Raw genomic sequence first — 23,750 nt, 5'->3', positions numbered from 1 at the left:
GACGGATCGTTACAGGGGAGAGGAAGGGAGATCCACCATGCCGACCCAGGGACCTGCGAAGCAGCCCACGACCGAGCTCGACGCCCGCTACAGCTCCGCGCTCAACCCCCGCCCGGGTGCCACCGACGTCACCGCCACCGAATGGGCCGAAGCTCAGCGGCAGTTGGAGGCCGCCGAGATCTTCTGGGTGTCCACGGTGCGCCCCGACGGTCGCCTGCACGTCACTCCGGTCATCGCCGCCTGGCACGACGGGGTGCTGTACTTCTCCACCGGCGCGGGCGAACAGAAGGCGAGGAACCTCGCTCATGACGGGCACTGCGCGCTGACCACCGGACGGAATTCGCTCACCGAAGGGCTCGACGTCGTGGTCGAGGGCAAGGCCGCGCCGGTTGCCGATCCGGCGGTGCTCGAGGAGGTGATCACGGCGTACGAGGCGAAGTACGGGGCGCACATCACCTCCCCCGAGGGCACCTTCCACGGGATCGGGGACGCGTTCCGTAAGGGCGACGCGATGGTGTTCGCGGTGTCCCCGGCCACGGCATACGGCTTCGGCCGGGACGACGGGGTCTACTCCCACACGCGCTGGGCGTTCTGAGCAACACCACCCACACCCACAAACCGATCGCCTCCGCGTCGCTGATCCCGTAGGTTGCGCGGGTTGTTGTGGCTGCGGCGGAGAGGCGGTCGGGGACGTGGCACCCAGAGCAGTGACGCGGGAGCAGTTGGCGGGTGCGGCGAAGGCCGCGCTGGGTGGCGGGCGGCGGTTGGCGGCGGTTGAGCGGGTCTCGGGTGGGAGCAAGAAGGGCGTGTACCGCCTGGTGATGGACGACGCGACCACGGCGATCGCCTATCTGTGGGACGACACCGAGAACTACTGGCCAGCGGCCGAGGGCGACGACGACCTCACCGACCCGTTCTCCCCCGGTCTCGGGATCGGCCTGTTCGAGGCCGCACACGCGCGGTTGGACACGCTCGGCGTCCGCGTCCCGGCGATCCGTCTCGTCGACCGCGACGGCACTCACTGTCCGGCCGACCTCGCGATCGTCGAGGACCTCCAGGGCGAGAACCTGGAGGAACTGCTCGCACGCGACCCGCGCGCGGCCGAGCAGGTCATGGCCCGGCTCGGGGAGGCACTGGCGTCGATGCGGCGTCATCGAGCTCCCACATACGGCAAGGTGGCCGTCGTCGACGGGGGAGGTACGTCGCGCGGAGCGTCGTGCGAGGGGGTCGTCCTGGACCGTGCGCTGCGGGACCTCACCGAGGCGGCGTCGCGTGATCCACGGATCGCGGAAGCGCGCGAACGGCTGGAGCAGCGGTTGCTGCGTCTCGCGGCGGCAGTACGACCGCGCGCGGAGTACTCGGTCGTCCACGGCGAACTGGGACCCGACCACGTGCTCGTGGACGCGGGCGGGAACCCCGTGACGATCGACATCGAGGGCTTGATGTACTTCGACGTCGAGTGGGAGCACGTGTTTCTGCGGATCCGCCTGCACGACGCGTACCGGCCACTGGGGATGGACGGACTGGACGAGGACCGGCTCGCGCTCTACATGCTGGCCCAGCGACTCTCACTGACGGCGGGACCGCTCAGGCTGCTCGACGGGGACTTCCCCCACCGGGCGTTCATGGCCGCCATCGCCGAGCACAACCTGAACGAAGCGCTGGAGCTGGTCCACGCCTGAACGCCCCTGTTCACAGCACCAGGGCGAAGGCTTCCCGCTCGAAGCGCGGCCCGAGCGTCACTCAAGACCGTCGAGTTCCGCGGATCAAGGAAGGCTGAGAACGCAGAGCTGCCAACCGGTCCTTGTCACCGGCCTCGGCCAGGCAGTCGCCCAGCGCGAGGAGCGACAAGAGCTGCACGGGGCGCCCTGCGGAAGCCGCCGCCTCCAGCTTGTGGTGGCCGTCCAGCAGGAAGTGCGTCAGCCCCCAGTGCGTGTAGTAGTCGGTCGACCGGTCCAGCTCGGGCAGGCACACATCCAGGGTCGACACCGCCACGGCCGTCGGCAGCAGTCCCCGCTCCATCTGCTCGGCGTACCCCTCGACCCGCTCCCGGTCGTTCCACGTCGGGGGCACCATGGGCACGACGAACTCGTAGAGATGGGCTTCGTCATCGACCGCGGTCTCGAACGTGCGGTAGTACGGCGTGTGCGGGTACTCCGGGAGCCCCCAGAACGCGTCGAGGCCCCACGTGGCCACCTGCTCGTGGCTGAAGTAGTCACCCTCCTGTCCCGGGACGACCAGGTGTGGCTCGACGCTGAGCAGCATGGGGAGGTAGTCGCCTTCCGGCAGCAGAGCGCCGAACGCATCGAGCACACCGCCGTCCAGGTCCGGGAGCTGCCCCGCCAGGCGCACCTGCATGCTCTCCAACGACAACTTCTCATTGGCGCCCTCAAGGCGGCGGAACAGGAACTGGCACGACCCGCACCAGAAGCTGAGCTCGAAGGCGGGCTCTCCGTCGACCGCGAGCACCCTGCGCCCCGGCCCCGTCCCCAGCTTCGGCGGCTCAGCGTCGATCCGCAGTCTCGCCTCGGACGCGGGTACGCCGAGCCTGCGCGGGTCACCAACCATGACGTTCATGCTCGTGACCGTACGAGACCTCACCACCCCGTACAAACCCGATTCCGACGTCGAGCCGGGGTCACCGCCACACCGAACTCGGCGGGGCCTACCTGTGGCGCGTGAACGTGAGCCTCGCCTCCGTTCCACCTGGTGCCTGCGGCCTGAGCCACGGGTGCGTGGGGAGCGTCGGCAATCTGCCGTGGTTGAGGGCGAATTGGGGCAGGGAGACGCCGAACGTCGTCGCTATCGCGTCCAGGGCCCGGCTTTCGTCCGAGAGGTCGGTGGCCGGTCCGGCCGGGTCAGGGAACAGGTGGTCGGGCGAGAGCTCCTCGGGGATGGTGCCCGTCCGGTGGCGCTCCGCCTCGTGGACCGTGAACGTGTACTGCTGCTCCCCGTCCTCGGCACAGGCGAAGTGGAACAGGCCCGGCTCCCACCAGACCGTGAGGGCCCGGGTGCCGCGCGACAGCTCGGTGCCGGGGTGGGTCAGACGGGTACGGTCGAAGCCTGGCCGGCGGGCCGATTCGAAGGCGAAGCTCCAGCCGCCGAGGGCGCCGATCCGGGCTACGGGACCGCGGCGCTCCCGCTCCCGCGAGAAGGGAAGATCCCAGAAGTCCCGCTCGCTCGCCACCAGCTCCAGCGGGCCCGTACCGAACCGCTCCGCCAGCACTTCGGGCCTTATGCCCTCCACCAGTACGAACCGGTACGCGTCCCTGCGCAGCTCGACCCTGGGTTGCCGATGGGTCAGCCACGCGAGCCCGTCGCGCACCGTCTCCCCCTCGACGGCGACCGGCGCGGGCATCGCCCCCGCCTGACCGGCCCGGGGTGTCATCAGCAGCTGCCGCCCCCGCTCCGATGTGATCAGTGGCCCGAGCAGTGGGTCCCCGAGCAGGCCGAACGGCGCCACATGGTCCTCCCGATACGGCTCCCAGCGCGGGACCGCCGCCGCGAGTACCCGCCAGGCGCCGTCCGTGTCGCCCCAGCGCGCCAGCTCCCTGGCCTCCTCGACCGCGCGCCCGAACGGACCGGGCGACGCGTACTCGTACGTGCGCTGCCTGATCTGCTCCAGGACGGCACCGGCCCGCTCCCGGTCCGTCGCGTAGTCCTCGGTCACCGGGCCGAGCACGAAGGTGTCGTCCCTCCGGTACTCGCGCAGGTGATCGCACACCTTCAGGGGCAGCACCTCGCCCGCGTACAGCGGATCGTCCATGCGCGGGTCGACCGGCACCCAGCCGCGCCCGTCGAGCAGCGCCCGAAGCTGTGACGCCAGCAGACCGGCCCGCGGTCTGCCGAGCTCCCCCGCCTCACCGAGGACGCCGAGCGCCTCGTCCAACTCGCCTCTCAGACAAGCGAGTCGGGCCTGCTCCACCTTGGCGTCGAGCTCACGCGTCACCACGTTCTCGAAACCTGCATGGCCGCCGCCCAGGCGGTAGAACTCCCTGTACATGTCCTCCATGAACGCGCGGAACGAGTCGTACCGGTCCGGCAGTTCACCACCCCACCCGTGGTACACGTACACCGCCCACTCCCCGTCGGCACCCACATCGCCCGGGTCGAGCAGCACATCCGTCATGTCCGAGTCGAGCGAGAGCTGCAGCGCCCGGCCCCACATTCCGGCCCTGAGCACCTCTTCCTCGGTCGGGTCCTCGTCCAGATGCTCCTCGTACATCGCCTGAAGGCCGTACGGATCGCCGTACGGAGCGATGCGGTCCGCCCCCGCAAGCAGGTAGACGAAGCCCCCGGCGTGGCGCCAGCCGTCCGTCGTCTCAAGGAAGGAGCGGAGGGACGGCGGCAGCGGCACTTCTGTCCCCAGCGCCCGGACCCGCTCCTCCAAAGCCGTCATCCGTGCCGGATCGGCCGGCCCGAACCCGAGCCAGCGGCCCCGGACGAGCTCCTCGTCCAGCTCCTCGAACTCCTCAGGCTCCTTCGCGGCCAGCCCTTCCAGCCATTCCTCGCTCCACCGCTTGAGCAGCGGCCCCCACTCGAAGATCTCCATACGCGCCATCGTGACACCCGCCACTGACAGTCGGTCATGCCCGAACGCGTCGAACCCACGGTCCGCTACGACCCGCGCCCCGCCGTGGGCGTCACGCCGGGGTGATGAGCGCAGCCGTCAGCCGAAGACGTCGTACGACCGTCGGTAGATCCCGTCCGTGTGTTCACGGATGTCGCGGTACACCTCGCCGAGTCGCCGGTACACGTCGTGGTTGGCCTGGTCGGGTGTGAACTCCGCGCCGGGGCGGACCATCGCGTCGATCGCCTCGTCGAACATCTCGTACGCGCCGAGTCCGACCGCCGCGCAGATCGCGGAGCCGAGCCCCGCCGCGTTGTTGACCTCGGCGCGGTGGGCCGGGACACCGAAGACGTCGGCGTAGATCTGCATCATCAGGTCGGACCCGGAGCCGCCGCCGGAGATGACCGTGTGCCGGTAGGTGGTGCCGAGTTCGGTGGCCATGTGGGTGCCGGTGGCGTGGATGGACAGGGCGAGCGCCTCGAGGATCGAGCGGTACATGTGGAAGCTGCCCTGCCGGCCGTCGAAGCCGAGGATGGTGCCCTTGCGGTACGGGGCGTCGGTGGGCGCCAGCCAGTCGAGCACCGTCATCAGGCCGTCGCAGCCGGGCGGGACCTTCGCGGCCTCGGCGTTCAGGTAGTCCTCGACGGACAGGCCCGCGGCACGCGCTCCCGCGACAGCCTCCTCGCCGAGCAGGTCCCGCAGCCAGCTGACCGTCCACATGCCGCGGCGCACGCCGAAGCTCTCGTAGAGGTAGGAGTGCGGCATGCAGGCGTAGTTGGTCCAGAAGTCGGAGGCGTCGGGCACGTTCCTGTCGCCGACGGTCATGCCGGCCACGTACGTGCCGAGGGAGACCAGGAGCGTGTCGCTGGAGCGCAGTCCGCAGCCCAGGGCCTCGACCGCCTTGTCATTGGCGGTCGCCACGACGGGGAGGCCCTCGGGGATGCCGGTGTGGCGGGCCGCGGCGGCGGTCACCGTGCCGAGGACGTCGCCGGGCATCACCAGGCCGAAGAGCATCTCGCGCGGGATGCCGGACTTGGCGAGAACGGTGTCGTCGGTCGTCCACTGCCAGGTGTCGGAGTCCAACGGCCATGAGTCGCCCGCGTAGTTGGCCGCCGTGTCCTGGAAGACGCCGGTCATGCGGTGGCTGATGTAGCCGGAGGACGTGGTGACGTAGCGCGCTTCGGGGAGGGTGTGTTCGTAGGGGCGCGAGACCCGTGCGTCCATCCAGCTCATGACCGGCTGGGCGAGTGTGCCGTCGGCCTTGAGGACGGCCCGGCAGAAGCGGATCGTGCACAGGCCGACGCCGACGATGTCGGCCACGTCGCCGGGGAAGCGGGCCATGGCCTGGCGGCTGGCCTCTCCGATCGACGTCCACAGGTCGTCGTCCGGATGTTCCACGACGCCGGGGCGCGGGGTGGCGTACGGACGCAGGCTCTGCCGTCCCTCGCAGACGGCCCGGCCGTGTTCGTCGAAAACGGTCACCTTCGAGCTCTGGGAGCCGTTGTCGATGCCGATGAAGTAGCGAGTCATGGCCCACTCCGGGGTGCGAGAGAGGAGGGGGCCGCCGACCGACGGCGACCCCCTGTACGACAGTTGGGGATCAGGCGTCGAGCGGGAAGATCGTTCCCTTGTTCATGATCCCGTTCGGGTCGAACGCCTCCTTGAGCTTGGCCAGCATGTGGTACGCGCTTCCGTGCTCCTGCTTCGTCCACGCGGTGCGGTACTTGCCGACGCCGTGGTGGTGGACCATCGAACCGCCGACGCGCAGCGCCTCCTCGACGATGATCGCGTTGAGCGGCACGTGGTACTTGTCGATCTCCTCCTCCGGCTCACAGTTGATCTTGTAGTCGTAGACGAAGTAGAGGTTCGTACCCGTCTGGTAGCTGTGCGAGGAGTGGGCGCCGAGCAGGGTGAGGTCGTCGGCGTGCGGGTACTCGGTGCGGATGCGGTTCATGACGGCGCCGTACAGCTCGGTGACCTTCGACCAGTCGCAGGAGACCTCGGTGGTGTAGCCGAGCTCGGCCTTGGCGCGCATGACCTCCTTCTCCGCCTCGATCTTGTCCGGGCCCCAGTTGAGGTTGTCGAACCACGCCTCGATGAGCTTCGGGTCGACCTTCTCGTGCGCGTGCCGGCCGGCGACGCGCTCGATCTCCTCGCTGGTGGCGCGCACGATGCCCTTGGGGCCCTCGGCGACGAAGACGACGACGCACTTGTCCTTCGAGAAGTGCGAGAAGTGCTGGCCGGCGTCCTCGGGCGAGTAGACGCGCACGACGGACGGCTTGAAGCCGCCGACGACGACCTCGCGGATGATGGCGGTGCCGGTCGCCATGTCGTCGACGAGGAATCCGTGGAACTCGTTGTTCTCCGGCTGGTACTTGAAGATCTTCACCGTGACCTCGGTGATGTAGCACAGGGCGCCCTCGTTGCCGATGACGATGTGCCGGATGTCCGGGCCGGTCGCGCGGCGCGGGACGTTCTTGATCCGGCTGACGGTGCCGTCGGGGAAGACCGCCTCCAGACCGACGACCATGTCCTCGATCGCGCCGTACAGGGTGGAGAACTGGCCGATCGAGCGCGTCGAGACGAGCCCGCCCATCTGTGCGAGCGGCTTGGACTGCGGGGAGTGCCCGGTCGTGTAGCCCTTGGCGCGCAGCGTGTCCTCGAGGACCTGGAGCTGAACGCCGCACCCGGCGGTGACCTGCATGTTCTCTTCGTCGATCTTGATGATCTCGTCGAGGCCCGAGCCGTCGAGCACGATCGTGTCGGTGACGGCCGTCTCCAGGCCGCCCTCGGTGCCGGTGCGGCCGGTGCGGGCCACGATGTTGATGCGGTTCTCGTCGGCGAACGCGAGCACCTTGGACACGTCGTCCACGCTGGTGGCGTTGACGATCGCGGCCGGCGGCGGGGCGTCGTAGATCCCGTGCACCGCCTGGTACTTCTTGAAGCGGTCGACGCTCGCCTCGCGCAGCTGCTGCTCGTCGGTGACGACCGCGCCCGCGCCGACCAGGGAGGTGAGGCGGTCGACGATCTCTTCTCGGTTCAGCTTCGATGCGGACTGCACCATGTGGATCAACCTTCTTTGTACGTGTGTGTGTACGTGTGGGGGTGAGGGAGAAGTGGGTGTCGGGTCGGGGTCAGCGGACGAGATAGCCGCCGTCGACGGTCAGGACATGGCCGTTGACGTAGTCGGCGGCGCGGCTGGCGAGGAAGACGGTGGCGCCCATGAGGTCGGCGACATCACCCCAGCGGCCGGCCGGGATGTGGTCGAGGACGCGCTGGTTGGTCTGCGGGTCGGCACGCGTGGCCTCGGTGATCCTGGTGGCGAAGTAGCCCGGGGCGATCGCGTTGACCTGGATGTTGTGCTGGGCGAGTTCGTCGCAGTACGCCTTGGTGAAGCCGACGATGCCGTGCTTGGTGGCGGCGTACGCGGGAGACATCTGCCCGCCCAGGAAGGAGAACAGGGAAGCGATGTTGATGATCTTCCCGGAGCGCTGCGGGATCATGAACTTCGTTGCCTCGTGGGCGAGTTCGAAGGGCGCTGTGAGGTTCACGGCCAGCATCGGGTCCCACGCGCGGCGGTCGAACTCCTCGACGGAGGCGAGATTGCAGATGCCCGCCGAGTTCACCAGGATGTCGACCGACCCGAGGGTGTCCGCACAGTGCTCGACGACCTGCCGGGCCACGCCAGCCCCGGTGATGTCGGCCTCGAGGAACTCCATACGCCGGCCCTCGGCCTCGATCAGCTTGCGCGTCTCGCCGCCGTCGTCGGCGAGCGCCGGGACGAGGACGTTGGCGCCCGCCTTGGCGAGGGCGAGGGAGAACGCCTGACCGAGGCCGGTGTTGCCGCCGGTGACGATCGCGTTCTTCCCGTCGAGGGAGAAGAAGTCCCGGGAGAAGTCCGTGATGTCCATGTGATGCCTGCCGATCTTCTTACTCTTCGTGACTCTTTTTGGTCTTTGTACATCTTTGTAAATCTCTGTATGGATACGTTCTACGCGCTCGGGGCGGTGACCCGAAGGACCCGGCGATCACACCCCTGCCAGGACGCGGTCACTGACGGGGGGCCTGCGGCGGGCGGCCAGTTCGCGCCGGCGGGTGCGGGCGGTGAGTGTCGTCATCACCAGGCCGAGCAGTGCGGCCACGAGCAGGAAGACGAACAGCGCGCTGTAGCCGCCGCCCTGTTCGGGCACCTTCGGGCTCGCCGAGGCGTCACCGATCCACCAGGCGCACAGGGACGGCAGGAACGCGTCCGGCAGATACGCGAGGCCGGAGGCGAGGCCGATGACGCCCCCGCGCTCCTGCTCAGGGATCTCCACTTCGCCGACCGTGGACCAGTAGACGCCGCGCGAGGCGAAGACCAGTGCGCACAGGACGAACATCATGACCAGCGCGAGCCAGGCCAGCGAGGCGGTGCGCGGCAGTACGAGGAAGAGTGCGGCGAGCACGGCGCCGCCGGCGAACATCCAGCGCAGGAACACCGCGGACGAGCGCGTCACCTTGTCCACGACGACGCCGCCCGCGGGTCCGGCGACGAACTGGAAGACGTAGGACCGCACGACGCCGATGACGGCGATCATGGAGGCGGAGACGCCGTAGTTGTCCTGGAGCAGCGGCGAGAAGTAGCCGAGCGTCGTGTAGAAGCAGTACATCAGCATGGCCGTGCCGCCGATGAGCCAGGTGTACCGGTTGCGGGCCGCCGCGAGGAGCTGCTTGAGGGTGACGGTCGCCGAACCGAGCCCGGCGAGCCTCGTCTTGTCCTCGCGTACGACGAGCAACACGACGGCGGCGAACACGAAGCTCAGCACGCCGTAGATCCGGATCAGCGTGAGGACGCCGTGCGCGGGCACGACGGAGGCGGAGACGATCGCGGTGCCGATGAAGCCGATGGCCGTCGAGACGATGCCGCGGGTGCCTTCGAGGAAGCCGAAGAGCCGGCCCTGCTCGCCGGAGTCGCCGAGCATGCTGATCGACTTCACCAGCGCCGACCAGTACAGACCCATGCCGACGACGGCCATCAGGATGTGCGCCGCCACGATTCCCCAGAATCCGGGAACGGTGGCGAGATAGAGGTCGGCGATTCCCATTCCGACGAGCGAAATCACGATGAGGAGTTTTGGCGAGAACTTGTCGGAGAACCAGCCGCCGAAGAAATACATGACGATGGCCACGGCGCCGAATGCCGAGACGATGTTTCCGTACTGCTGCGAGCTGAGATTCAGCGCCGTATAGGTAGGTTCGAGGTACACGAACCTGATGTAGGCGACCTGGAAAATGATTCCGCCGGTCATGGAGAGCGCGAAGAAGCTCAGCCACTTCTGGGCCTTGTTCATCCGGATCATCGCAGCCACCTCGTCGTGGACAGGAAATGGGCACAAAAAAAGAACAGCAAACTCCGATGTTCGGAGGTTACTGTTCTCTGGTCTCTAGTAACTGTCCCGGCGCGAGGCCGGAACCTTTATTTGATTGTCGCGCCCGTGGCCATGACATGAACTCCGGGTGCGTTCGCCATGCTAGGCAGGGCCGCTCGAAAGTGTCAATAGAGTCCTGTGACACATTCCCTTGGACGGCCGTGACGTCTACATGGCCCAGACGTCACGATTCGACGAGGCGATGGCCGCGGCCCCTGCCTTCAGCGCCGCGAACACATCCTCGCGGTCGCACACGAGCCCGCCCGCGATGAGGGGCACGTCGATGTCCTGGACGGCCCAGGAGATGACCCGCGGCATACAGCCCGGCAGGATTTCCACGCAGTCGGCCTTGGACTGGCGAACCTGCGGCGCGAGGTTGCGGTACGACTTCGAGTCGATGAGGAAGAACCGGTGGACGGCGAACAGGCCGACCTCGCGGGCGGCGCGCACCATGTGCGCCTTGGAGCTGAGCACCCCGTCGGCGGAGGTGTGCTCCTTCACGTACTGCACCACGATGTCCTTGCCGCTGAACCCTTCGAGCAGGTCCACATTGACCAGGACCACCTTGCCCCTGTCCTTGAGCTGCTGCACGATCGCAGGGAGGTTCAACAGGGACCCGTACAGCAGGAAGACGACCTTGCACTCGGAGTCCATGACGGCGTGAAGCCCGTCGTCGTCTATGACGCTGGCGACGACCGGGTGGTCCTCGAGGAGGACCGGAAGTGACACGTCCACGAATGACCTCCCATGGGATCGGCGACCAATCTCCGCCGATCAGCGCCGCAGCGCAGGGTAACTTCCATCCGCCGGGAGCCGCCACCCGCCGATGATCCACCGGCGGGCTGCGGCACCCGGACGCCGCAGCCGTCAGGTCGGATCAGGTCACGACGGCGCTGTGGCCACCCCGCCGAGATGCCGGACGAAGAAGTGGACCGCGCTGTCGGCCTCGAAGCTGGGAAGTTCCTCGCGCCGGCCCGCGTCGGCGCGCAGCGTCTTGTCCTTCGAGGCGAAGGCGTCGAACAACGCCGGACCGGACTCGCGCGGGATGTGCTCGTCGTCCCACCGGAGCGCGAACTCGATCGGGAGGGTGATCTGCCGCGGCCTGGGCGGGACGCTACCGACCGGCAGGCATCCCGCCCAAACCTTTTCAGCTGCGCGCTCGGGCGATGCTGCCCGCTCAGGCGTTGGGGTCGAAGGGTATGCCTGCCGGCTTGGCCTTCTCGAGGTGGTAGTTGAAGTTGCCGTCCTTGAGGCCGAAGACGGCGCTGCCGAAGTCGGCCTGGCTCAGCTTCTCCCGCAGGCCCGAGGGGTAGCCGTTCCAGCCGACGAGGCTCGGGAACTGCCAGGTGTGACGGTGGTTCTCCGGCGGCTCGTCGTTGGCGGTGGCGGGGCGGAAGCAGTGTGTGCCCAGGCCGTCCTTGTGGTAGACGGCCTTGGGGTGGGTTCCGTCCCAGCGGATCTGGTCACTGCTGTACACGTCGAAGTTGCCGTGGGCCGAGGTGGAGACGTACTTGGCCTCATTGTTCTGCACCCACACCACGACGTGCTCCCAGTCGTTGCGGTGCCCGCCGAGGCCGCTGCCCGCGACCGCCTGGTCCTTCTCGAAGTACAGGCCGTACATGATGGCGCACCAGCCGTTGTTGCACTTGGAGCGGGCGTATCCGTTGGTGCTGTCGAGGTCCCAGGAGTCGTGGCACTGGCCGTTGACGGCCCCGGACGGGTTGAGGCCGGGGTTGATGGTGCCGTCCGGGCCGATGGCGGGCGTCGGGTAGCAGCCGTCACCGTCGTAGTCGTAGGCCGGCTGGAACGTCTGCTCCAGACCGTCCGCGTTGGCGGGCAGCGCCGGGGGCGGGTCCGCGAGCGCGATGCCCGGGAAAACTATGACCAGCGCGACGGCGCTGCCGAGGGTGAGTGCCGCTCTGCGGATCCGCGAGCTCTTCTTCACTGCGTCCTCCTGATGAACCGTGGGGGGTGTGGACAGGCGCGAACGAATCTGGCATGCCCGCGTCATTGTCTGCGCTTCAGTTGCCCAGCGGCACCCGGCTGCGTGGCGCAGTGATGAAAAGTCGGTGCTGCCGCCAACAGGCCGTCAGGCCCTTGACGTTGACCGCGTCGCCCATACGGTCGGCACTCGCGGTCCAGGTGATCACATCGCGCCGGGCTCCCGAGGGGCCCGCACGGGCGGTGGCGGACTCGGCCACGGGTGCCCAGGCAGTGGCGATCAGTAGCGTGACGGCGATGGCGGAGAGGCGACGCCACAGGCCAACTGACGTACTACGCATGACCAATTGACCCCTCACCGGCCGAACCCCCCGGGGACCGTGGCCTCGCCCGGCTACAGGCTGACCTCCCGGGACGTCCCGCCGTACGACACCGTGGTGGTGCACCCGCCGACGCTGCGGATCCTGGCCTCCGCGGGCCTGCCGTGCCGCCGGCGCAGATCGACGACGAGGCCTCTGCACGCGCCCATGCCGGTGACCGAACCGGACTTGGACCACGCGGCCCGAGGACGAACTGCGGGAGGCGGCCGCGCTGGTGGCCGAGTACAAGAACGTGCGCCGTCTCGTGCAGCACGGCAGGCTGGACCGCCTGTCGCCGCCCTCTGGCGGCACCCCCTCGGTGGTGCAGTACAGCGCGCCGGACGCCACGGAGACCCTGCTGCTCGCATGGCGGCGCACCTCCGGTCATGGAAGTCCACAACTACCCGCGTATTTGTGGGGATTGACCCCTAAGGCCCGCTACCCCGACGCACGCACCGGCGCCGTGAACCATGCCGCCGTACTCACCGAGTACGGAACGCACCTCGATCTGCCGCCCGGCGACTGGTCCAGCGCAGCCGTGCGCTTGATCCGCGGGACGGAGGTCTGAGGCACCCGCACCGGACCGGAGCCAGTACGCGTCACACCCCAAGCACATCGCCAACACATTGGCATGGACCTGTCCATGATCCTTCGATATGCTCCCCATCGGGCATTTCCTGGGAGCGCTCCCAGGCTTTGCTGTTCCACCCCCACGATGCTGGAACAACGAAGGGCCAACCCCATGAGACGCACGAAACCCCTGCGCATCGCCCTGTCCGCATTACTCGTCGCCGGAGTGTCTGCCGGGTTCGTACCGGCCTCGGCCGGTGCCGCCACCCCCGCGGACGAGAAGGCACCGGCCTCCGGGTCCATGCTCGCCGCCATGCAGCGCGACTTCGGCCTCACCAAGAGCCAGGCCGAGGCTCGGCTGAGGGCGGAGAAGAAGGCCACGGCCGTCGAGGGAAAGGCACGGCGAGCCGCCGGATCGTCCTACGGCGGCGCCTGGTTCACACCGCTGAGCGGCCGCCTGACCGTGGCCGTCACCGACCGGAACAAGGCTGCGGCCGTCCGGTCGACGGGCGCCGAGGCCAAGCTGGTGAAGTACAGCGCCAAGCAGCTCGACGCGACCAAGGAACGCATCGACGCCCTCAAGGCACCGAAGGGCGTGGCAAGTTGGCACGTCGATCCGGCGTCCAACCGGATCGTGATCGAGACCCTGGCCGGACGGCAGGGCGACAACGATGTCAAGCACTTCCTCGCGCAGGCCCGCGAGGCCGGCCCCGTCACCGTCGAGAAGACGGCCCACGCGCCCCGCACCCTCGCCGCCGGCACGGTCGGAGGGGATCCCTACTACACGGGCAACGTCCGCTGCTCGATCGGCTTCTCGGTGAACGGCGGATTCGTCACGGCCGGTCACTGCAGCGGCGCCGGCGCCGCCGTGAACGGCTGGGACGGTTCGTACATCGGCAATTTCCAGGGGTCGTCGTTCCCGGACAACGACTACGCCTGGGTCAACGTCGGCAGCGGCTGGTGGACCGTCCCCGTGGTCCTCGGCTGGGGCACCGTCCCGGACCAGTTGGTGCGCGGCTCGGCCGAGGCGCCGATCGGCGCGTCCATCTGCCGTTCGGGCTCCACCTCGCACTGGCACTGCGGCAATGTGCTGGCCAAGAACGAGACCGTGAACTACAGCCAGGGCGCGGTGCACGAGATGACCAAGACGAACGTGTGCGCCGAACCGGGCGACTCGGGCGGCTCGTTCATCAGCGGCGACCAGGCCCAGGGTGTCACCTCGGGCGGCTGGGGCGACTGCTCCGGCGGCGGTGAGACCTGGTACCAGCCGATCAACGAGATCCTCAACCGGTACGGTCTGACGCTGACCACGGCCTGACCACCGCACTGAGGAGCCGGGCTCGGTACGGCGTCGGAGGCGCCGCCCGCCGTACCGAGTCCCCGGCATTTTTCCCCCAACTCACGGTCACCGTAAGCGAGATGGCCCCAGCACCGTTCACCGACGGCTCTGCGCGAAGACGTGGCCAGTGACATAATCGCGAGGTCCTTCCCGGCCTGACCCAGGGTGCGCGCAGCGGTCCCGGTGAGTCGGTCAGCGATCTAGTACACGCTGGAGTCACGCATGACGGCACAGTCCTCCGGAAGCCGCATCGACACGAGCAGGGCTCACCCGGCGCGTGTCTACGACTGGCTGCTGGGCGGCAAGGACAACTATCCGGTCGATCAGGAAGTCGGGGAGAAGCTGCCGCCGGAGTCGCGCCTCAGTGCCCAGCGCAACCGCGCGTTCATGCACCGTGCGGCGGCCTGGCTGGCGGGCAACGGCATCGACCAGTTCCTCGACGTCGGCACGGGCATACCGACAAAGCCGAACCTGCACCAGATCGTGCAGGGCATCGTGCCGTCGGCGCGGGTCGCGTACACCGACAACGACCCCATCGTTCTGCGGCACGCGGAGGCGCTGCTGGTCAGTGCTCCGGAGGGGGCGACCGACTACATCGAGGCAGACGTCCGTCAGCCCAAGGTCATCCTCGACCACGCCCGTACGTTCCTGGACTTCACCCGGCCCCTCGCGCTGTCGATGCTCGCCCTGATGCACTTCATCACCGATGAGGAGGACCCGTACGGTCTCGCGCGGACCCTCATCGACACCCTGCCCTCGGGCAGTTACTTCGTGTTCTCCCACGGCACCACCGATGAGCACCCGCACCTCGCGAAGACGGTGAAGAACACGTACCGGCAGGGCGCGATCCCGCTGCGGATGCGTACGCGGGCCGAGGTCGAGCCGTTCTTCGAGGGCCTGGAGCTGGTCGAGCCGGGACTGGTCACGGCGACCGAGTGGTACAAGGACACACCCGCACCCGAGGAGGAGCTGAGCGGCTTCTACGTCGGGGTCGCTCGCGTGCCCTGAAGGCCCATCCCCCGCGCGTACTCCGCGAGGCCGTCGGCCGTGTCGCCCGCCCACCCGACGTAGCCGTCGGGCCGGACCAGGTACACGCCCGTGCCGTACGCCTCGCAGGCGGGGATGCGGGCGGTGGGGACGCCGAGCACGGGGAGTTCGGCGTCCGTGCCCACCGTGAGCAGCGTCCAGTGCGGGCCGCGGAAGGTGTCGAAGAGCCGGCCGCCGTCCAGCGTTCCGTCCGGCGCCCGGTCTCCCGCGCGTACCGGGCCCGCAGCGGAGCGGGCGTCGACGGCGAGGGACGATTCGCGGTAGCCCAGGCCCAGTTGGCGGGTCGCCTCGCCGCGGCGGATCTCTCCGCGGTGCACGCCCGTCGAGATGCCGAGCATGTGCGCGGCGACGGGACGCCGCTCCTCCTCGTACGTCTCGACGAGAGAGTCCGGGACGCCGTCGCGCAGCACCGCGCCCAGCTTCCACCCCAGGTTGTACGCGTCCTGGACGCTGGTGTTCAGCCCCTGGCCACCGGCCGGCGAGTGGACGTGCGCGGCGTCCCCGGCCAGGAGGACGCGCCCCGCGCGGAAGCGGTCGGCCAGCGCGGCCCGGGGCCGGAAGTCCGAGGCCCAGCGCACTTCGGTCACGTCCTCGGGGGCCAGATGGGAGCGCGCGGCGACCACCTTGCGGATGCCGTCGAGGGAGAGGTCGGGCACCGTTCCCTCGGGGAACTGCGCGGTCACCTGGAAGTCCTCGACGCCGGCGAGCGGGCAGATCGCGAGGAAGCCGTCGCCCCCCTCGCGGGGCGGGAACACATGCCAGTTGTCGCGGTCGAGGCCGGTGATGCGCACGTCCGCCACGAGCATCGGATGCGGGTCGACGGTCTCGCCTGTCATGCCGATGCCCAGCGCGCGGCGCACGGTCGAGCGGCCGCCGTCGGCCGCGACGGCGTACCGCGCGCGGACCGGGTCTCCGTCAGCGAAGTGCGCGGTCACCGTGTCCGCGTCGTGTTCGACCGCCACCAGCTCACGGCCGAACTCCACCCGGCCGCCGAGTTCCGTGAGCCGCTCGAACAGGATCTGCTGCGTGCGCCACTGCGGCACCATCCACGGATCGGCGTACGGGGAGTCGTCGCTCGCCTCCGCCGGGTCGTACATCCTGTGCTCGCCGGCCCGCGTGCCGTCCTGCCAGATCATGCCGACGGGGTAGGGGCCACCGGCGGCGTGGATCGCGTCCAGCACGCCGAGATCGTGGAAGACCTCCCTGGTGCGCGGCTGGATCCCCTTGCCGCGTGACCCGGGGAAGAGCGCGTCGGCGCGCTCGACGACGAGGGCGTCGACCCCGCGCCGGGCGAGGTCGACAGCGAGGGCGAGGCCGGTCGGTCCGGCGCCGACGACGAGGACCTCGGTGTGCGTGATCGCGTCTGTACTGGTGCCCATGACCAACCCCTTAACGCCGTTAAGTTCCATGCTTCGCAGCATGCGCTTAACGGCGTTAAACTGTCAAGTGTGGCTACCCCGAGATCCCCCAAGCTGGACAAGACGCAGGTCGTCGACACTGCGCTGCGCCTGCTCAACGACGTCGGCCTCGACGGCCTCACGCTCCGCGCCATCGCCAAGGAACTGAACGTCCAGGCGCCCGCGCTCTACTGGCACTTCAAGAACAAGCAGGAACTGCTGGACGAGATGGCGACGGAGATGTACCGCCGCATGACGGCAGCCGACCCGCTCACTCCTGACGCCACCTGGCGGGAGCGCCTGCTGACGTCCAACCGTGGACTGCGCACCGCGCTCCTGAGTCACCGCGACGGCGCCAAGGTCTTCAGCGGCTCACGCTTCACCGGCACGCTGCACGCGGTCGAGATGGAGCGGACGCTGCGTCTGTTCACCGACGCCGGGTTCACGCTCACCCAGGCGGTGCGGGCCACCACGACCGCGTACATGTACACCCTCGGTTTCGTCACCGAGGAGCAGGGCGTCCAGCCCTTGCCGGGCGAGCGCCGCGAGGGGTACGACATCGACGAACGCGCCCGCCGGATGGCCGACTTCCCCCTGTCGGCCGCGGCGGGCGCGGAGATCTTCGAGGACTACGAGCAGCACTTCGAGGACGGTCTCGCCCTGGTGATCGCGGGGATCGAGGCGCGCTACGGGATGGGCTGAGCCATTCCGCGGTGGTGGCGAAGGCTTCGCGGCCCGCGGGAGGCAGGGGTGGCTGGGAGCCTCCGGCCGAGGGCCGGGCCGTCACTCGACCGGAGGCTGTACAGGAGGGCCGGCGTCTACAGCCCCACGTCGCGGCTGCGGATGTCGTCGAGGGACTCCCGGCGGACCAGAAGGCGGGCGCGTCCGCCGTCCACGGCGACCACCGGCGGGCGGCCGACCAGGTTGTAGCCGGACGCCATGGACAGGTGGTAGGCGCCGGCCACGGGCACCGCGAGCAGGTCTCCGGGGTGTACGTCGGCGGGGAGTTCGACGTCGGTGGCCAGGACGTCTCCGGCCTCGCAGTGGCGGCCCACCACGGTCATCGCGGTCCGGTCCGCGGTGCTGTGACGGCCGATCAGGCGGGGTGCGTAGCGCACGCCGTACAGCGCCGGCCGAGGGTTGTCGCTCATGCCGCCGTCCACGGCCACGAAGGTGTGCGCACCGGTGCGCTTGACGGCGAGTACACGATAGAGGGCGATACCGGCCGGTCCGGCGATCGCGCGCCCCGGTTCGATGACCAGGCGGGGCACATCGAGTCCGGCCGCCGCGCACGCCCCGATGAGCTCCGCTCGCACCTTGCGGGCCAAGGTGGTGAGGTCCATGGCCTGTTCACCAGGCCGGTAGGCGATTCCATGTCCGCCGCCCAGGTCGAGTTCCGGCAGGGCGATGCCGTGCTGCTCGTGCAGCCGGGCCATCAGCCCCACCATGCGCCGCACAGCCGCCAGATACGGCTTGACGCTGGTGATCTGCGAGCCCAAGTGGCAGTGCAGGCCGGTGAGTTCGAGCTGCGGCTGGTCCAGTATGCGGGCGATGGCGTGCTGGGCGTAGCCGTCGGAGATCGACAGACCGAACTTCTGGTCGTCGGTGCCGGTGCGGATCTTCTCGTGGCCACCGGCGCTGATCGCGGGCACGACGCGGACCATGACCTTCTGGTGTCCGTCGGGACCGACCGCGGCGGCCAGCCGGGCGATCTCGGAGGGGCTGTCGATCACGATGCGCCCGACGCCCAGGCGCAGCGCGGACTCCAGGTCGTGCGGGGACTTGGCGTTGCCGTGCAGCACTATCCTCTCGGGCGGAAACCCGGTGGTGACCGCGAGTTCCAGCTCACCGGCCGAGCAGACGTCGAGCCCGAGACCCTCGTCGTCCACCCAGTGGGCCATGGCCCGGCACAGGAACGCCTTGGCCGCGTACAGGACTTCGGCGTCCGGGAAGGCGTTCCGGTAGGTGCGGCAGCGCTCGCGTACCTCGCCCTCGTCGAGTACATAGGCGGGGGTGCCGAAGCGGTCGGCGACCCCGGCCAGCGGTACGCCGCCGACGGTCAGGTCGCCCGGGTGGGGCTCGGTGGTGGAGGCGGGCCACACCGACAACTCGTCGGCGGTGGCGGTGGTGACTGCGGGTTCGTGAACAGTGGTCATCGTGCGTTTCCCTCTCAACCGATCCACAGAGCGAGCGCCGAGACGAGCGCGGCGGCGCCGGTCACCCGCAGTGCCCCGACGGCCTGCGGATCCCATGTGCTCACGCGTGAACGGGAGACCCCGTCCGGCACGGGGGCGACGGGCCTGGCGGGCGCGGGAGCCAGCGCCGAGAACTGGGGGTCCACGGTGACAGTGGTGACTCCCAGCGGCGCCGCCAGCGCACGCAGCGCGGGCTCGGCGAGCCTGATCCACGCCTGCTCGGACCCGAGCGTCGCGGTCAGCTTCCGCTCCGAGGTGAAGCCGACGGCCGTGCGGTCGCCGAGGGGGGTACGGAAGAGCCGGGCCGCGCATCCTGCCGGTCCCGGCCGGACCGGAACAAACAACGGTCCGGCCGGGAACCGATCAAGGGGCTCCGGGTCTTCGGGGTACGAGGGTCGTGACATGGGATGCCTCCTGGAGGATCCGGGGTGATTCACATGCGGGGTTCGAGAGCCCGGGACGCCGACGGCTACCCGGGTTTCACCGCTGAAGCTATGCCCGCCCACCCCCGCTCGCCGACACCTCATAACGGGACGCTGACGGTGATCGGGCCGACGCATACGGGACGCTGACACGAGGAGCGATCGACGGTGGGGACACCCGTCAGAGGAGCGCCAAGAAGTGGCGTTCGGGCTGTCCGAAGGCCCCGGACCAGGAGTGAGATGGAACCGGCCCCTCAGGACTGCCCGCGGGAAACAACCCATGGGCGCGCGCGAAGAAGAACGGTGGAGTCATGTCTGGTTCCGGCACCCCCACAGCCGCTCGCGTCGTGGTGGGGGTGAGTGGCTCCCTCGGCAGCCTCACCGCTCTGTGCCGGGCCGCCGTCGAGGCCCGGCGCCGCGGTGCCGCGCTGTGGCCCGTCCTGGCCTGGGAACCGCCGGGCGGGGATCTCGCCGCCCGGCGCTCCTCGTCGTACGTACTGCTCGACGACTGGCGGCGCATCGCGTGCCGGAACCTGCTCACCGTGCTCGACGACGCGTTCGGCAGGACGGGCCCCGGGGTGCCGATGAGCGCACTTGTCGCACGAGGCACCCCGGGCCGGGCACTGGTGGAGATCGCCGACGGTGAGGACGACATCCTGGTTGTCGGCGCCGGCCGGCGGAGTTACTGCCACCGCGCTTTCTCCCGCTCCGTGAGCCGCTACTGCCTGGCTCACGCCGGCTGCCCGGTTCTCGCGGTGCCGCCGTCCCCGCTGGAGGCCGAACTGACCAGCGCGCATCGCCGCAACACCTGGCGACTGCGCCTGGACGCACGGCACTTGGCCCACGAGTCCGTACGGCCCGAGACCTGAACCCCGGCCGACGGACCTGACTCCGGAAGAGCGTTGCCTCTCTAGGCCGTGACCGAGAGGTCGGACTGCTCGGGCTGCTGCGCCGGCGCCATCCGCACACCGAGCACCATGGTGAGTCCGCCACCGGGGGTGTCCTCGGCGTCGAGGGTGCCGCCCATGGCCTCGGCGAAGCCGCGCGCGACCGCGAGGCCCAGGCCGACACCGGCGCCGCGCGGGGCGTCGCCGTAACGCTGGAACGGCTCGAAGATGCGCTCCTTCGCCTCGTCGGGGACACCCGGCCCGCGGTCGATCACCCGGACTTCGACACGGTCGGCGATGGCGCTCGCGGACACCAGTACCGGCGTACCCACCGGGCTGTACTTGACCGCGTTCTCCACGAGGTTGGCGACCGACCGCTCCATCAGCCCCTTGTCCACGTACACCATGGGAAGCGTCTCGGGGATGTCCAGTTCCACGCTGTCCTCGGGCACGCCGCCCAAGGCCATCGGGACCACCTCGTCGACATCGATCTCACGGATCAGCGGGCTGACGGTACCGGTCTGCAGCCGGGACATGTCCAGCAGGTTGCCCACCAGGAGGTCGAGCCGGTCGGCGCCGTCCTCGATCGCCTCCAGAAGCTCCGCCCGGTCCTCGTCGGACCACTCGACATCCTCCGACCGCAGGGACGAGACCGACGCCTTGATGCCCGCGAGCGGCGTGCGCAGATCGTGACTGACAGCGGCGAGCAGCGCGGTGCGGATGCGGTTGCCCTCGGCCAACTCCTTGGCCCGGCCGGCCTCTTGCTGAAGGCGTCTGCGGTCCAGGACGACGACGGCCTGGGCGGCGAAGGCGGCCAGCACCCGCTGGTCGGAGGCGGGCAGCACGCGACCGGACAGCGCGAGGGACATGTGGTCACCGACAGGCATGTCGACGTCCGCGTCCTCCGGCCGCGCCATCGGCGCTCCCCCGCCCACATGTCCCGCGCAGGTCCACGGAGCCACCTCGCTCTCTCGCTCCAACAGGGCCACCGACTCCATGCCGAAGGTCTCGCGGACCCGCTCCAACAACGCCTCCACGCTGGTCTCGCCGCGCAGCACGCTGCCCGCGAGGAAGGAGAGGATCTCCGACTCGGCGCGCAGCCGGGCCGCCTGGTGCGTACGGCGGGCGGCGAGGTCCACCACGGAGGCCACGGAGACCGCGACACCGACGAAGATCGCGATGGCGACGATGTTCTTCGGGTCGGCGATGGTGAGGGCATGGACGGGAGGGGTGAAGAACCAGTTCAGCAGGAGCGAGCCGACCGCCGCGGAGGCCAGTGCCGGCAGCAGGCCACCGAGCAGGGCCGCGGCCACCGTCAGCGCCAGGAACAGCAGCATGTCGTTGGCGAGCCCGACTTCAGGGGCGACGCCGGTGAGCAGGGCGGTGAGGAGCGCGGGGCCGAGCACACCGACGAGCCAGCCCCATACGATCCTCGGACCGCCGAGGCGCGCGCCCCTGGCAGCGGGCAGGCCACGGCCCTTGCCCGCCTCGTCGTGGGTGATCAGATGGACGTCGAGGTCGGGCCCCGACTCACGGGCCACCGTCGCGCCGACGCCGGGCCCGAAGACGTACTGCCAGTCCCTGCGGCGGGACACTCCGAGGACGATCTGCGTGGCGTTCACCCCGCGCGCGAACTCGAGGAGGCCCGTGGAGACGTCGTCCCCGACGACATGGTGGAAGGTGCCGCCGAGATCCTCGACGAGGGTGCGCTGCTGGGCGAGTTCCCCTGGCGAGGCGGAGGCCAGCCCGTCGCTTCGGGCGATGTAGACGGCCATGACCTCGCCGCCCGCACCCTTCTCCGCGAGCCTTGCGGCACGGCGGATCAATGTGCGGCCCTCGGGACCTCCGGTCAGGCCGACGACGATCCGCTCGCGCGAGCCCCAGATCTTCGACACCTGATGGTCTCTGCGGTACTCGGTCAGATACTCGTCGACGCGGTCGGCCACCCACAGCAGCGCCAGTTCGCGCAGCGCGGTCAGGTTGCCCGGCCGGAAGTAGTTGGACAGTGCCGCGTCGACCTTGTCGGACTGGTAGATGTTGCCGTGCGCCATACGGCGGCGCAGCGCCGGCGGTGACATGTCGACCAGCTCGATCTGGTCCGCCCGCCGCACCACCTCGTCCGGGACCGTCTCCTGCTGCCGTATGCCGGTGATGGACTCCACCACGTCGCCGAGCGACTCCAGGTGCTGGATGTTGACCGTGGAGATCACATCGATGCCCGCGGCCAGCAGTTCCTCCACGTCCTGCCAGCGCTTGGTGTTGCGTGAGCCGGGGATGTTCGTGTGGGGCAACTCGTCGACAAGGGCCACCTGCGGATGACGGGCGAGTACCGCGTCCACGTCCATCTCGGTGAAGACGCTGCCGCGGTACTCCAGCTCCCGCCGCGGGATCTGCTCCAGGCCGTGCAGCATGACCTCGGTGCGCGGCCGGTTGTGGTGTTCCACGAAGGCGACCACGCAGTCGGTGCCCCGCTCGACACGGCGGTGCGCCTCGGAGAGCATCGCGTACGTCTTGCCGACCCCAGGCGCCGCGCCCAGGTAGATCCGAAGCTTGCCGCGTGCCATCTTCTCGTCTTCTCGTCTCTTCGTCTCTGTGTCTTTGCGCTCTCTGCGTCTTCGCGTTCGCTGTGCTTTTGCGTCTTTGCGTTCTCTGTGTTTTTGCGTCTATGCGGCCGGGAGGGACCGCGGGGGTGATCGTTCAGTTCTCGAAGCGGTAGCCCATGCCCGCTTCGGTGATGAGGTGGCGCGGGTGGGAGGGGTCGGCCTCCAGCTTGCGCCGCAGCTGGGCCATGTAGACCCGGAGGTAGTTGGTCTTGTTGCTCCGGGAGACGCCCCACACCTCTTCGAGCAGCTGCCGCTGGGTGATGAGGCGGCCGGGATGAGAGACCAGGATCTCCAGCAGGTGCCACTCGGTCGGGGTGAGGCGGATGTCGCGTCCGGCGCGGGTGGCCTTCTTGGCGACGAGGTCGACGGTGAACTCCTCGGTGGCAACCAGGACTGTCTCCGGGGCCGGCGGCACGGCCTCCGTGCGACGGGCGGCCGCGCGCAGCCGGGCCAGCAGCTCGTCCATGCTGAACGGTTTGGTGATGTAGTCGTCGGCGCCGGCGTCGAGGGCTGCGACCTTCTCGTCTGACGCCTGGCGGGCGGACAGGACGAGGATCGGTACCCGGGTCCAGCCGCGCAGGGCCCTGATGACGTCGACGCCGTCCATGTCGGGCAGCCCGAGGTCGAGCAGCACCACGTCGGGCCGGCGAGCGGCCGCCAGCCGGAGGGCCGTGGCGCCGTCGCGCGCCGCGTCCACTCCGTACCGTCGTGCCTCCATGTTGATCACGAGTGCCCGTACGAGCTGCGGGTCGTCCTCCACCACCAGCACCCGGGTCATGAGTGTGCGCCTTTCGAGTCGTACGTGAAGCCGTGGACGCCGGGGACAGCGCAACCAGCCTCGTGGCAACGGGAGTTGACGGCTACGGGATGCCTCCCGGGCCGCCAACTCCCGCCGGGGTCGCGTAATGCCATCAGCTCTTCGCGGCCAATTCCTTGAGGGCGATGTTGAGTTCGAGGACGTTGACGCGGGGCTCGCCCATGAAGCCGAGTGTTCGGCCGTCGGTGTGCTCGT

Annotated in this window: 24 protein-coding genes; 7 read left to right on the top strand and 17 right to left on the bottom strand. The window is 69.3% G+C overall.

The genetic code is table 11. The features are described 5' to 3' along the window. The first annotated feature begins 37 nt into the window (after positions 1-37). Both ACWFR4_RS20335 and ACWFR4_RS20330 read left to right on the top strand, forming a co-directional pair. Positions 38-595 carry a pyridoxamine 5'-phosphate oxidase family protein gene (locus ACWFR4_RS20335; RefSeq protein WP_453459598.1) on the top strand — a complete coding sequence of 186 codons (558 nt, stop codon included), beginning with the start codon at positions 38-40 and terminating at the stop codon, positions 593-595. Positions 596-707: 112 nt separating this feature from the next. Beyond that, complete coding sequence (locus ACWFR4_RS20330; protein ID WP_453654024.1) at positions 708-1,682, top strand: phosphotransferase family protein; 975 nt, start codon at positions 708-710, stop codon at positions 1,680-1,682. 61 nt (positions 1,683-1,743) lie between these two features. Here ACWFR4_RS20330 and ACWFR4_RS20325 read toward each other — a convergent pair whose 3' ends face one another. The 11 genes from ACWFR4_RS20325 to ACWFR4_RS20275 all read right to left on the bottom strand — a co-directional run bounded on the left by ACWFR4_RS20325 (position 1,744) and on the right by ACWFR4_RS20275 (position 12,448). Then, positions 1,744-2,577, bottom strand: coding sequence for a hypothetical protein (locus ACWFR4_RS20325; RefSeq protein WP_453459601.1), 834 nt, complete (start codon positions 2,575-2,577; stop codon positions 1,744-1,746). An 88-nt stretch (positions 2,578-2,665) separates the two neighbouring features. Next, the gene (locus ACWFR4_RS20320) at positions 2,666-4,552 is read right to left on the bottom strand and encodes an SMI1/KNR4 family protein (protein WP_453459603.1); all 1,887 of its coding nucleotides are present in this window, start codon (positions 4,550-4,552) and stop codon (positions 2,666-2,668) included. 117 nt (positions 4,553-4,669) lie between these two features. Then, complete coding sequence (locus ACWFR4_RS20315) at positions 4,670-6,100, bottom strand: FGGY-family carbohydrate kinase (protein ID WP_453653755.1); 1,431 nt, start codon at positions 6,098-6,100, stop codon at positions 4,670-4,672. 70 nt (positions 6,101-6,170) lie between these two features. Then, positions 6,171-7,634: an FAD-binding oxidoreductase gene (locus ACWFR4_RS20310; RefSeq protein WP_453459608.1), complete on the bottom strand. Its 1,464-nt coding sequence runs from the start codon at positions 7,632-7,634 to the stop codon at positions 6,171-6,173. Between the two features lie 70 nt (positions 7,635-7,704). After that, positions 7,705-8,481 carry an SDR family oxidoreductase gene (locus tag ACWFR4_RS20305; RefSeq protein WP_453459611.1) on the bottom strand — a complete coding sequence of 259 codons (777 nt, stop codon included), beginning with the start codon at positions 8,479-8,481 and terminating at the stop codon, positions 7,705-7,707. Between the two features lie 117 nt (positions 8,482-8,598). Next, complete coding sequence (locus ACWFR4_RS20300; RefSeq protein ID WP_453459614.1) at positions 8,599-9,909, bottom strand: MFS transporter; 1,311 nt, start codon at positions 9,907-9,909, stop codon at positions 8,599-8,601. Positions 9,910-10,146: 237 nt separating this feature from the next. Then, positions 10,147-10,713 carry a glycerol-3-phosphate responsive antiterminator gene (locus ACWFR4_RS20295; protein ID WP_453459617.1) on the bottom strand — a complete coding sequence of 189 codons (567 nt, stop codon included), beginning with the start codon at positions 10,711-10,713 and terminating at the stop codon, positions 10,147-10,149. A 147-nt stretch (positions 10,714-10,860) separates the two neighbouring features. Next, a complete protein-coding gene (locus tag ACWFR4_RS20290) occupies positions 10,861-11,001 on the bottom strand; it encodes a hypothetical protein (RefSeq protein WP_453459620.1) in 141 nt (46 codons plus the stop codon). 154 nt (positions 11,002-11,155) lie between these two features. After that, positions 11,156-11,923 carry an NPP1 family protein gene (locus tag ACWFR4_RS20285; RefSeq protein WP_453459623.1) on the bottom strand — a complete coding sequence of 256 codons (768 nt, stop codon included), beginning with the start codon at positions 11,921-11,923 and terminating at the stop codon, positions 11,156-11,158. A 76-nt stretch (positions 11,924-11,999) separates the two neighbouring features. Beyond that, complete coding sequence (locus tag ACWFR4_RS20280) at positions 12,000-12,260, bottom strand: hypothetical protein (RefSeq protein WP_453459626.1); 261 nt, start codon at positions 12,258-12,260, stop codon at positions 12,000-12,002. Positions 12,261-12,313: 53 nt separating this feature from the next. Further along, the gene (locus ACWFR4_RS20275; RefSeq protein ID WP_453459629.1) at positions 12,314-12,448 is read right to left on the bottom strand and encodes a hypothetical protein; all 135 of its coding nucleotides are present in this window, start codon (positions 12,446-12,448) and stop codon (positions 12,314-12,316) included. 65 nt (positions 12,449-12,513) lie between these two features. Here ACWFR4_RS20275 and ACWFR4_RS20270 point away from each other — a divergent pair, with 65 nt between their 5' ends. The 3 genes from ACWFR4_RS20270 (at position 12,514) to ACWFR4_RS20260 (ending at position 15,195) form a co-directional block, all read left to right on the top strand. Continuing rightward, a complete protein-coding gene (locus ACWFR4_RS20270) occupies positions 12,514-12,846 on the top strand; it encodes a GH36 C-terminal domain-containing protein (protein WP_453459632.1) in 333 nt (110 codons plus the stop codon). A gap of 174 nt (positions 12,847-13,020) precedes the next feature. Next, positions 13,021-14,166 carry a S1 family peptidase gene (locus ACWFR4_RS20265; protein ID WP_453459635.1) on the top strand — a complete coding sequence of 382 codons (1,146 nt, stop codon included), beginning with the start codon at positions 13,021-13,023 and terminating at the stop codon, positions 14,164-14,166. A 243-nt stretch (positions 14,167-14,409) separates the two neighbouring features. Continuing rightward, on the top strand, positions 14,410-15,195 hold the full coding sequence (locus ACWFR4_RS20260; RefSeq protein ID WP_453459637.1) for an SAM-dependent methyltransferase: 786 nt from the start codon (positions 14,410-14,412) through the stop codon (positions 15,193-15,195). Here ACWFR4_RS20260 and ACWFR4_RS20255 read toward each other — a convergent pair. Next, complete coding sequence (locus ACWFR4_RS20255) at positions 15,168-16,613, bottom strand: FAD-dependent oxidoreductase (RefSeq protein ID WP_453459640.1); 1,446 nt, start codon at positions 16,611-16,613, stop codon at positions 15,168-15,170. The genes ACWFR4_RS20260 and ACWFR4_RS20255 overlap by 28 nt on opposite strands. A 69-nt stretch (positions 16,614-16,682) precedes the next feature. On the opposite strand from ACWFR4_RS20255, the gene ACWFR4_RS20250 reads away from it, so the two are divergent. Further along, the gene (locus ACWFR4_RS20250; protein WP_453653753.1) at positions 16,683-17,333 is read left to right on the top strand and encodes a TetR/AcrR family transcriptional regulator C-terminal domain-containing protein; all 651 of its coding nucleotides are present in this window, start codon (positions 16,683-16,685) and stop codon (positions 17,331-17,333) included. A 116-nt stretch (positions 17,334-17,449) separates the two neighbouring features. Here the strand turns inward: ACWFR4_RS20250 and lysA are convergent, their stop codons facing one another. Together lysA and ACWFR4_RS20240 are read right to left on the bottom strand one after the other, a co-directional pair. After that, complete coding sequence (lysA, locus tag ACWFR4_RS20245) at positions 17,450-18,787, bottom strand: diaminopimelate decarboxylase (RefSeq protein ID WP_453469518.1); 1,338 nt, start codon at positions 18,785-18,787, stop codon at positions 17,450-17,452. Between the two features lie 14 nt (positions 18,788-18,801). Then, complete coding sequence (locus tag ACWFR4_RS20240; RefSeq protein WP_453653750.1) at positions 18,802-19,230, bottom strand: SAV_915 family protein; 429 nt, start codon at positions 19,228-19,230, stop codon at positions 18,802-18,804. Positions 19,231-19,559: 329 nt separating this feature from the next. Here ACWFR4_RS20240 and ACWFR4_RS20235 point away from each other — a divergent pair, with 329 nt between their 5' ends. After that, the gene (locus ACWFR4_RS20235) at positions 19,560-20,117 is read left to right on the top strand and encodes a universal stress protein (RefSeq protein WP_453653748.1); all 558 of its coding nucleotides are present in this window, start codon (positions 19,560-19,562) and stop codon (positions 20,115-20,117) included. 41 nt (positions 20,118-20,158) lie between these two features. On the opposite strand, the gene ACWFR4_RS20230 is transcribed toward ACWFR4_RS20235, so the two are convergent. The 3 genes from ACWFR4_RS20230 to ACWFR4_RS20220 all read right to left on the bottom strand — a co-directional run. Next, a complete protein-coding gene (locus ACWFR4_RS20230; RefSeq protein WP_453460272.1) occupies positions 20,159-22,699 on the bottom strand; it encodes a DUF4118 domain-containing protein in 2,541 nt (846 codons plus the stop codon). Between the two features lie 133 nt (positions 22,700-22,832). Continuing rightward, positions 22,833-23,516: a response regulator gene (locus ACWFR4_RS20225; protein ID WP_453460274.1), complete on the bottom strand. Its 684-nt coding sequence runs from the start codon at positions 23,514-23,516 to the stop codon at positions 22,833-22,835. A gap of 133 nt (positions 23,517-23,649) precedes the next feature. Then, a partial coding sequence (locus tag ACWFR4_RS20220) for a potassium-transporting ATPase subunit C (RefSeq protein ID WP_453654022.1) occupies positions 23,650-23,750 on the bottom strand: 101 nt, incomplete at its 5' end.

It is taken from the genome of Streptomyces sp. NPDC055140 (assembly GCF_053607285.1).
The sequence above is the reverse complement of the archived record's forward strand: the minus strand, read 5'-3'. Positions and strand labels throughout refer to the sequence as shown.

What these genes read in the sequence shown, in the direction of transcription:
- ACWFR4_RS20315 (WP_453653755.1), bottom strand. Translation starts at nt 6,100, where the DNA reads ATGACTCGCTACTTCATCGGCATCGACAACGGCTCCCAGAGCTCGAAG.
- ACWFR4_RS20280 (WP_453459626.1), bottom strand. Translation starts at nt 12,260, where the DNA reads ATGCGTAGTACGTCAGTTGGCCTGTGGCGTCGCCTCTCCGCCATCGCC.
- ACWFR4_RS20335 (WP_453459598.1), top strand. Translation starts at nt 38, where the DNA reads ATGCCGACCCAGGGACCTGCGAAGCAGCCCACGACCGAGCTCGACGCC.
- lysA (WP_453469518.1), bottom strand. Translation starts at nt 18,787, where the DNA reads ATGACCACTGTTCACGAACCCGCAGTCACCACCGCCACCGCCGACGAG.
- ACWFR4_RS20265 (WP_453459635.1), top strand. Translation starts at nt 13,021, where the DNA reads ATGAGACGCACGAAACCCCTGCGCATCGCCCTGTCCGCATTACTCGTC.
- ACWFR4_RS20260 (WP_453459637.1), top strand. Translation starts at nt 14,410, where the DNA reads ATGACGGCACAGTCCTCCGGAAGCCGCATCGACACGAGCAGGGCTCAC.
- ACWFR4_RS20325 (WP_453459601.1), bottom strand. Translation starts at nt 2,577, where the DNA reads ATGAACGTCATGGTTGGTGACCCGCGCAGGCTCGGCGTACCCGCGTCC.
- ACWFR4_RS20300 (WP_453459614.1), bottom strand. Translation starts at nt 9,909, where the DNA reads ATGATCCGGATGAACAAGGCCCAGAAGTGGCTGAGCTTCTTCGCGCTC.
- ACWFR4_RS20240 (WP_453653750.1), bottom strand. Translation starts at nt 19,230, where the DNA reads ATGTCACGACCCTCGTACCCCGAAGACCCGGAGCCCCTTGATCGGTTC.
- ACWFR4_RS20225 (WP_453460274.1), bottom strand. Translation starts at nt 23,516, where the DNA reads ATGACCCGGGTGCTGGTGGTGGAGGACGACCCGCAGCTCGTACGGGCA.
- ACWFR4_RS20305 (WP_453459611.1), bottom strand. Translation starts at nt 8,481, where the DNA reads ATGGACATCACGGACTTCTCCCGGGACTTCTTCTCCCTCGACGGGAAG.
- ACWFR4_RS20275 (WP_453459629.1), bottom strand. Translation starts at nt 12,448, where the DNA reads ATGGGCGCGTGCAGAGGCCTCGTCGTCGATCTGCGCCGGCGGCACGGC.
- ACWFR4_RS20235 (WP_453653748.1), top strand. Translation starts at nt 19,560, where the DNA reads ATGTCTGGTTCCGGCACCCCCACAGCCGCTCGCGTCGTGGTGGGGGTG.
- ACWFR4_RS20320 (WP_453459603.1), bottom strand. Translation starts at nt 4,552, where the DNA reads ATGGAGATCTTCGAGTGGGGGCCGCTGCTCAAGCGGTGGAGCGAGGAA.
- ACWFR4_RS20255 (WP_453459640.1), bottom strand. Translation starts at nt 16,613, where the DNA reads ATGGGCACCAGTACAGACGCGATCACGCACACCGAGGTCCTCGTCGTC.
- ACWFR4_RS20230 (WP_453460272.1), bottom strand. Translation starts at nt 22,699, where the DNA reads ATGGCACGCGGCAAGCTTCGGATCTACCTGGGCGCGGCGCCTGGGGTC.
- ACWFR4_RS20310 (WP_453459608.1), bottom strand. Translation starts at nt 7,634, where the DNA reads ATGGTGCAGTCCGCATCGAAGCTGAACCGAGAAGAGATCGTCGACCGC.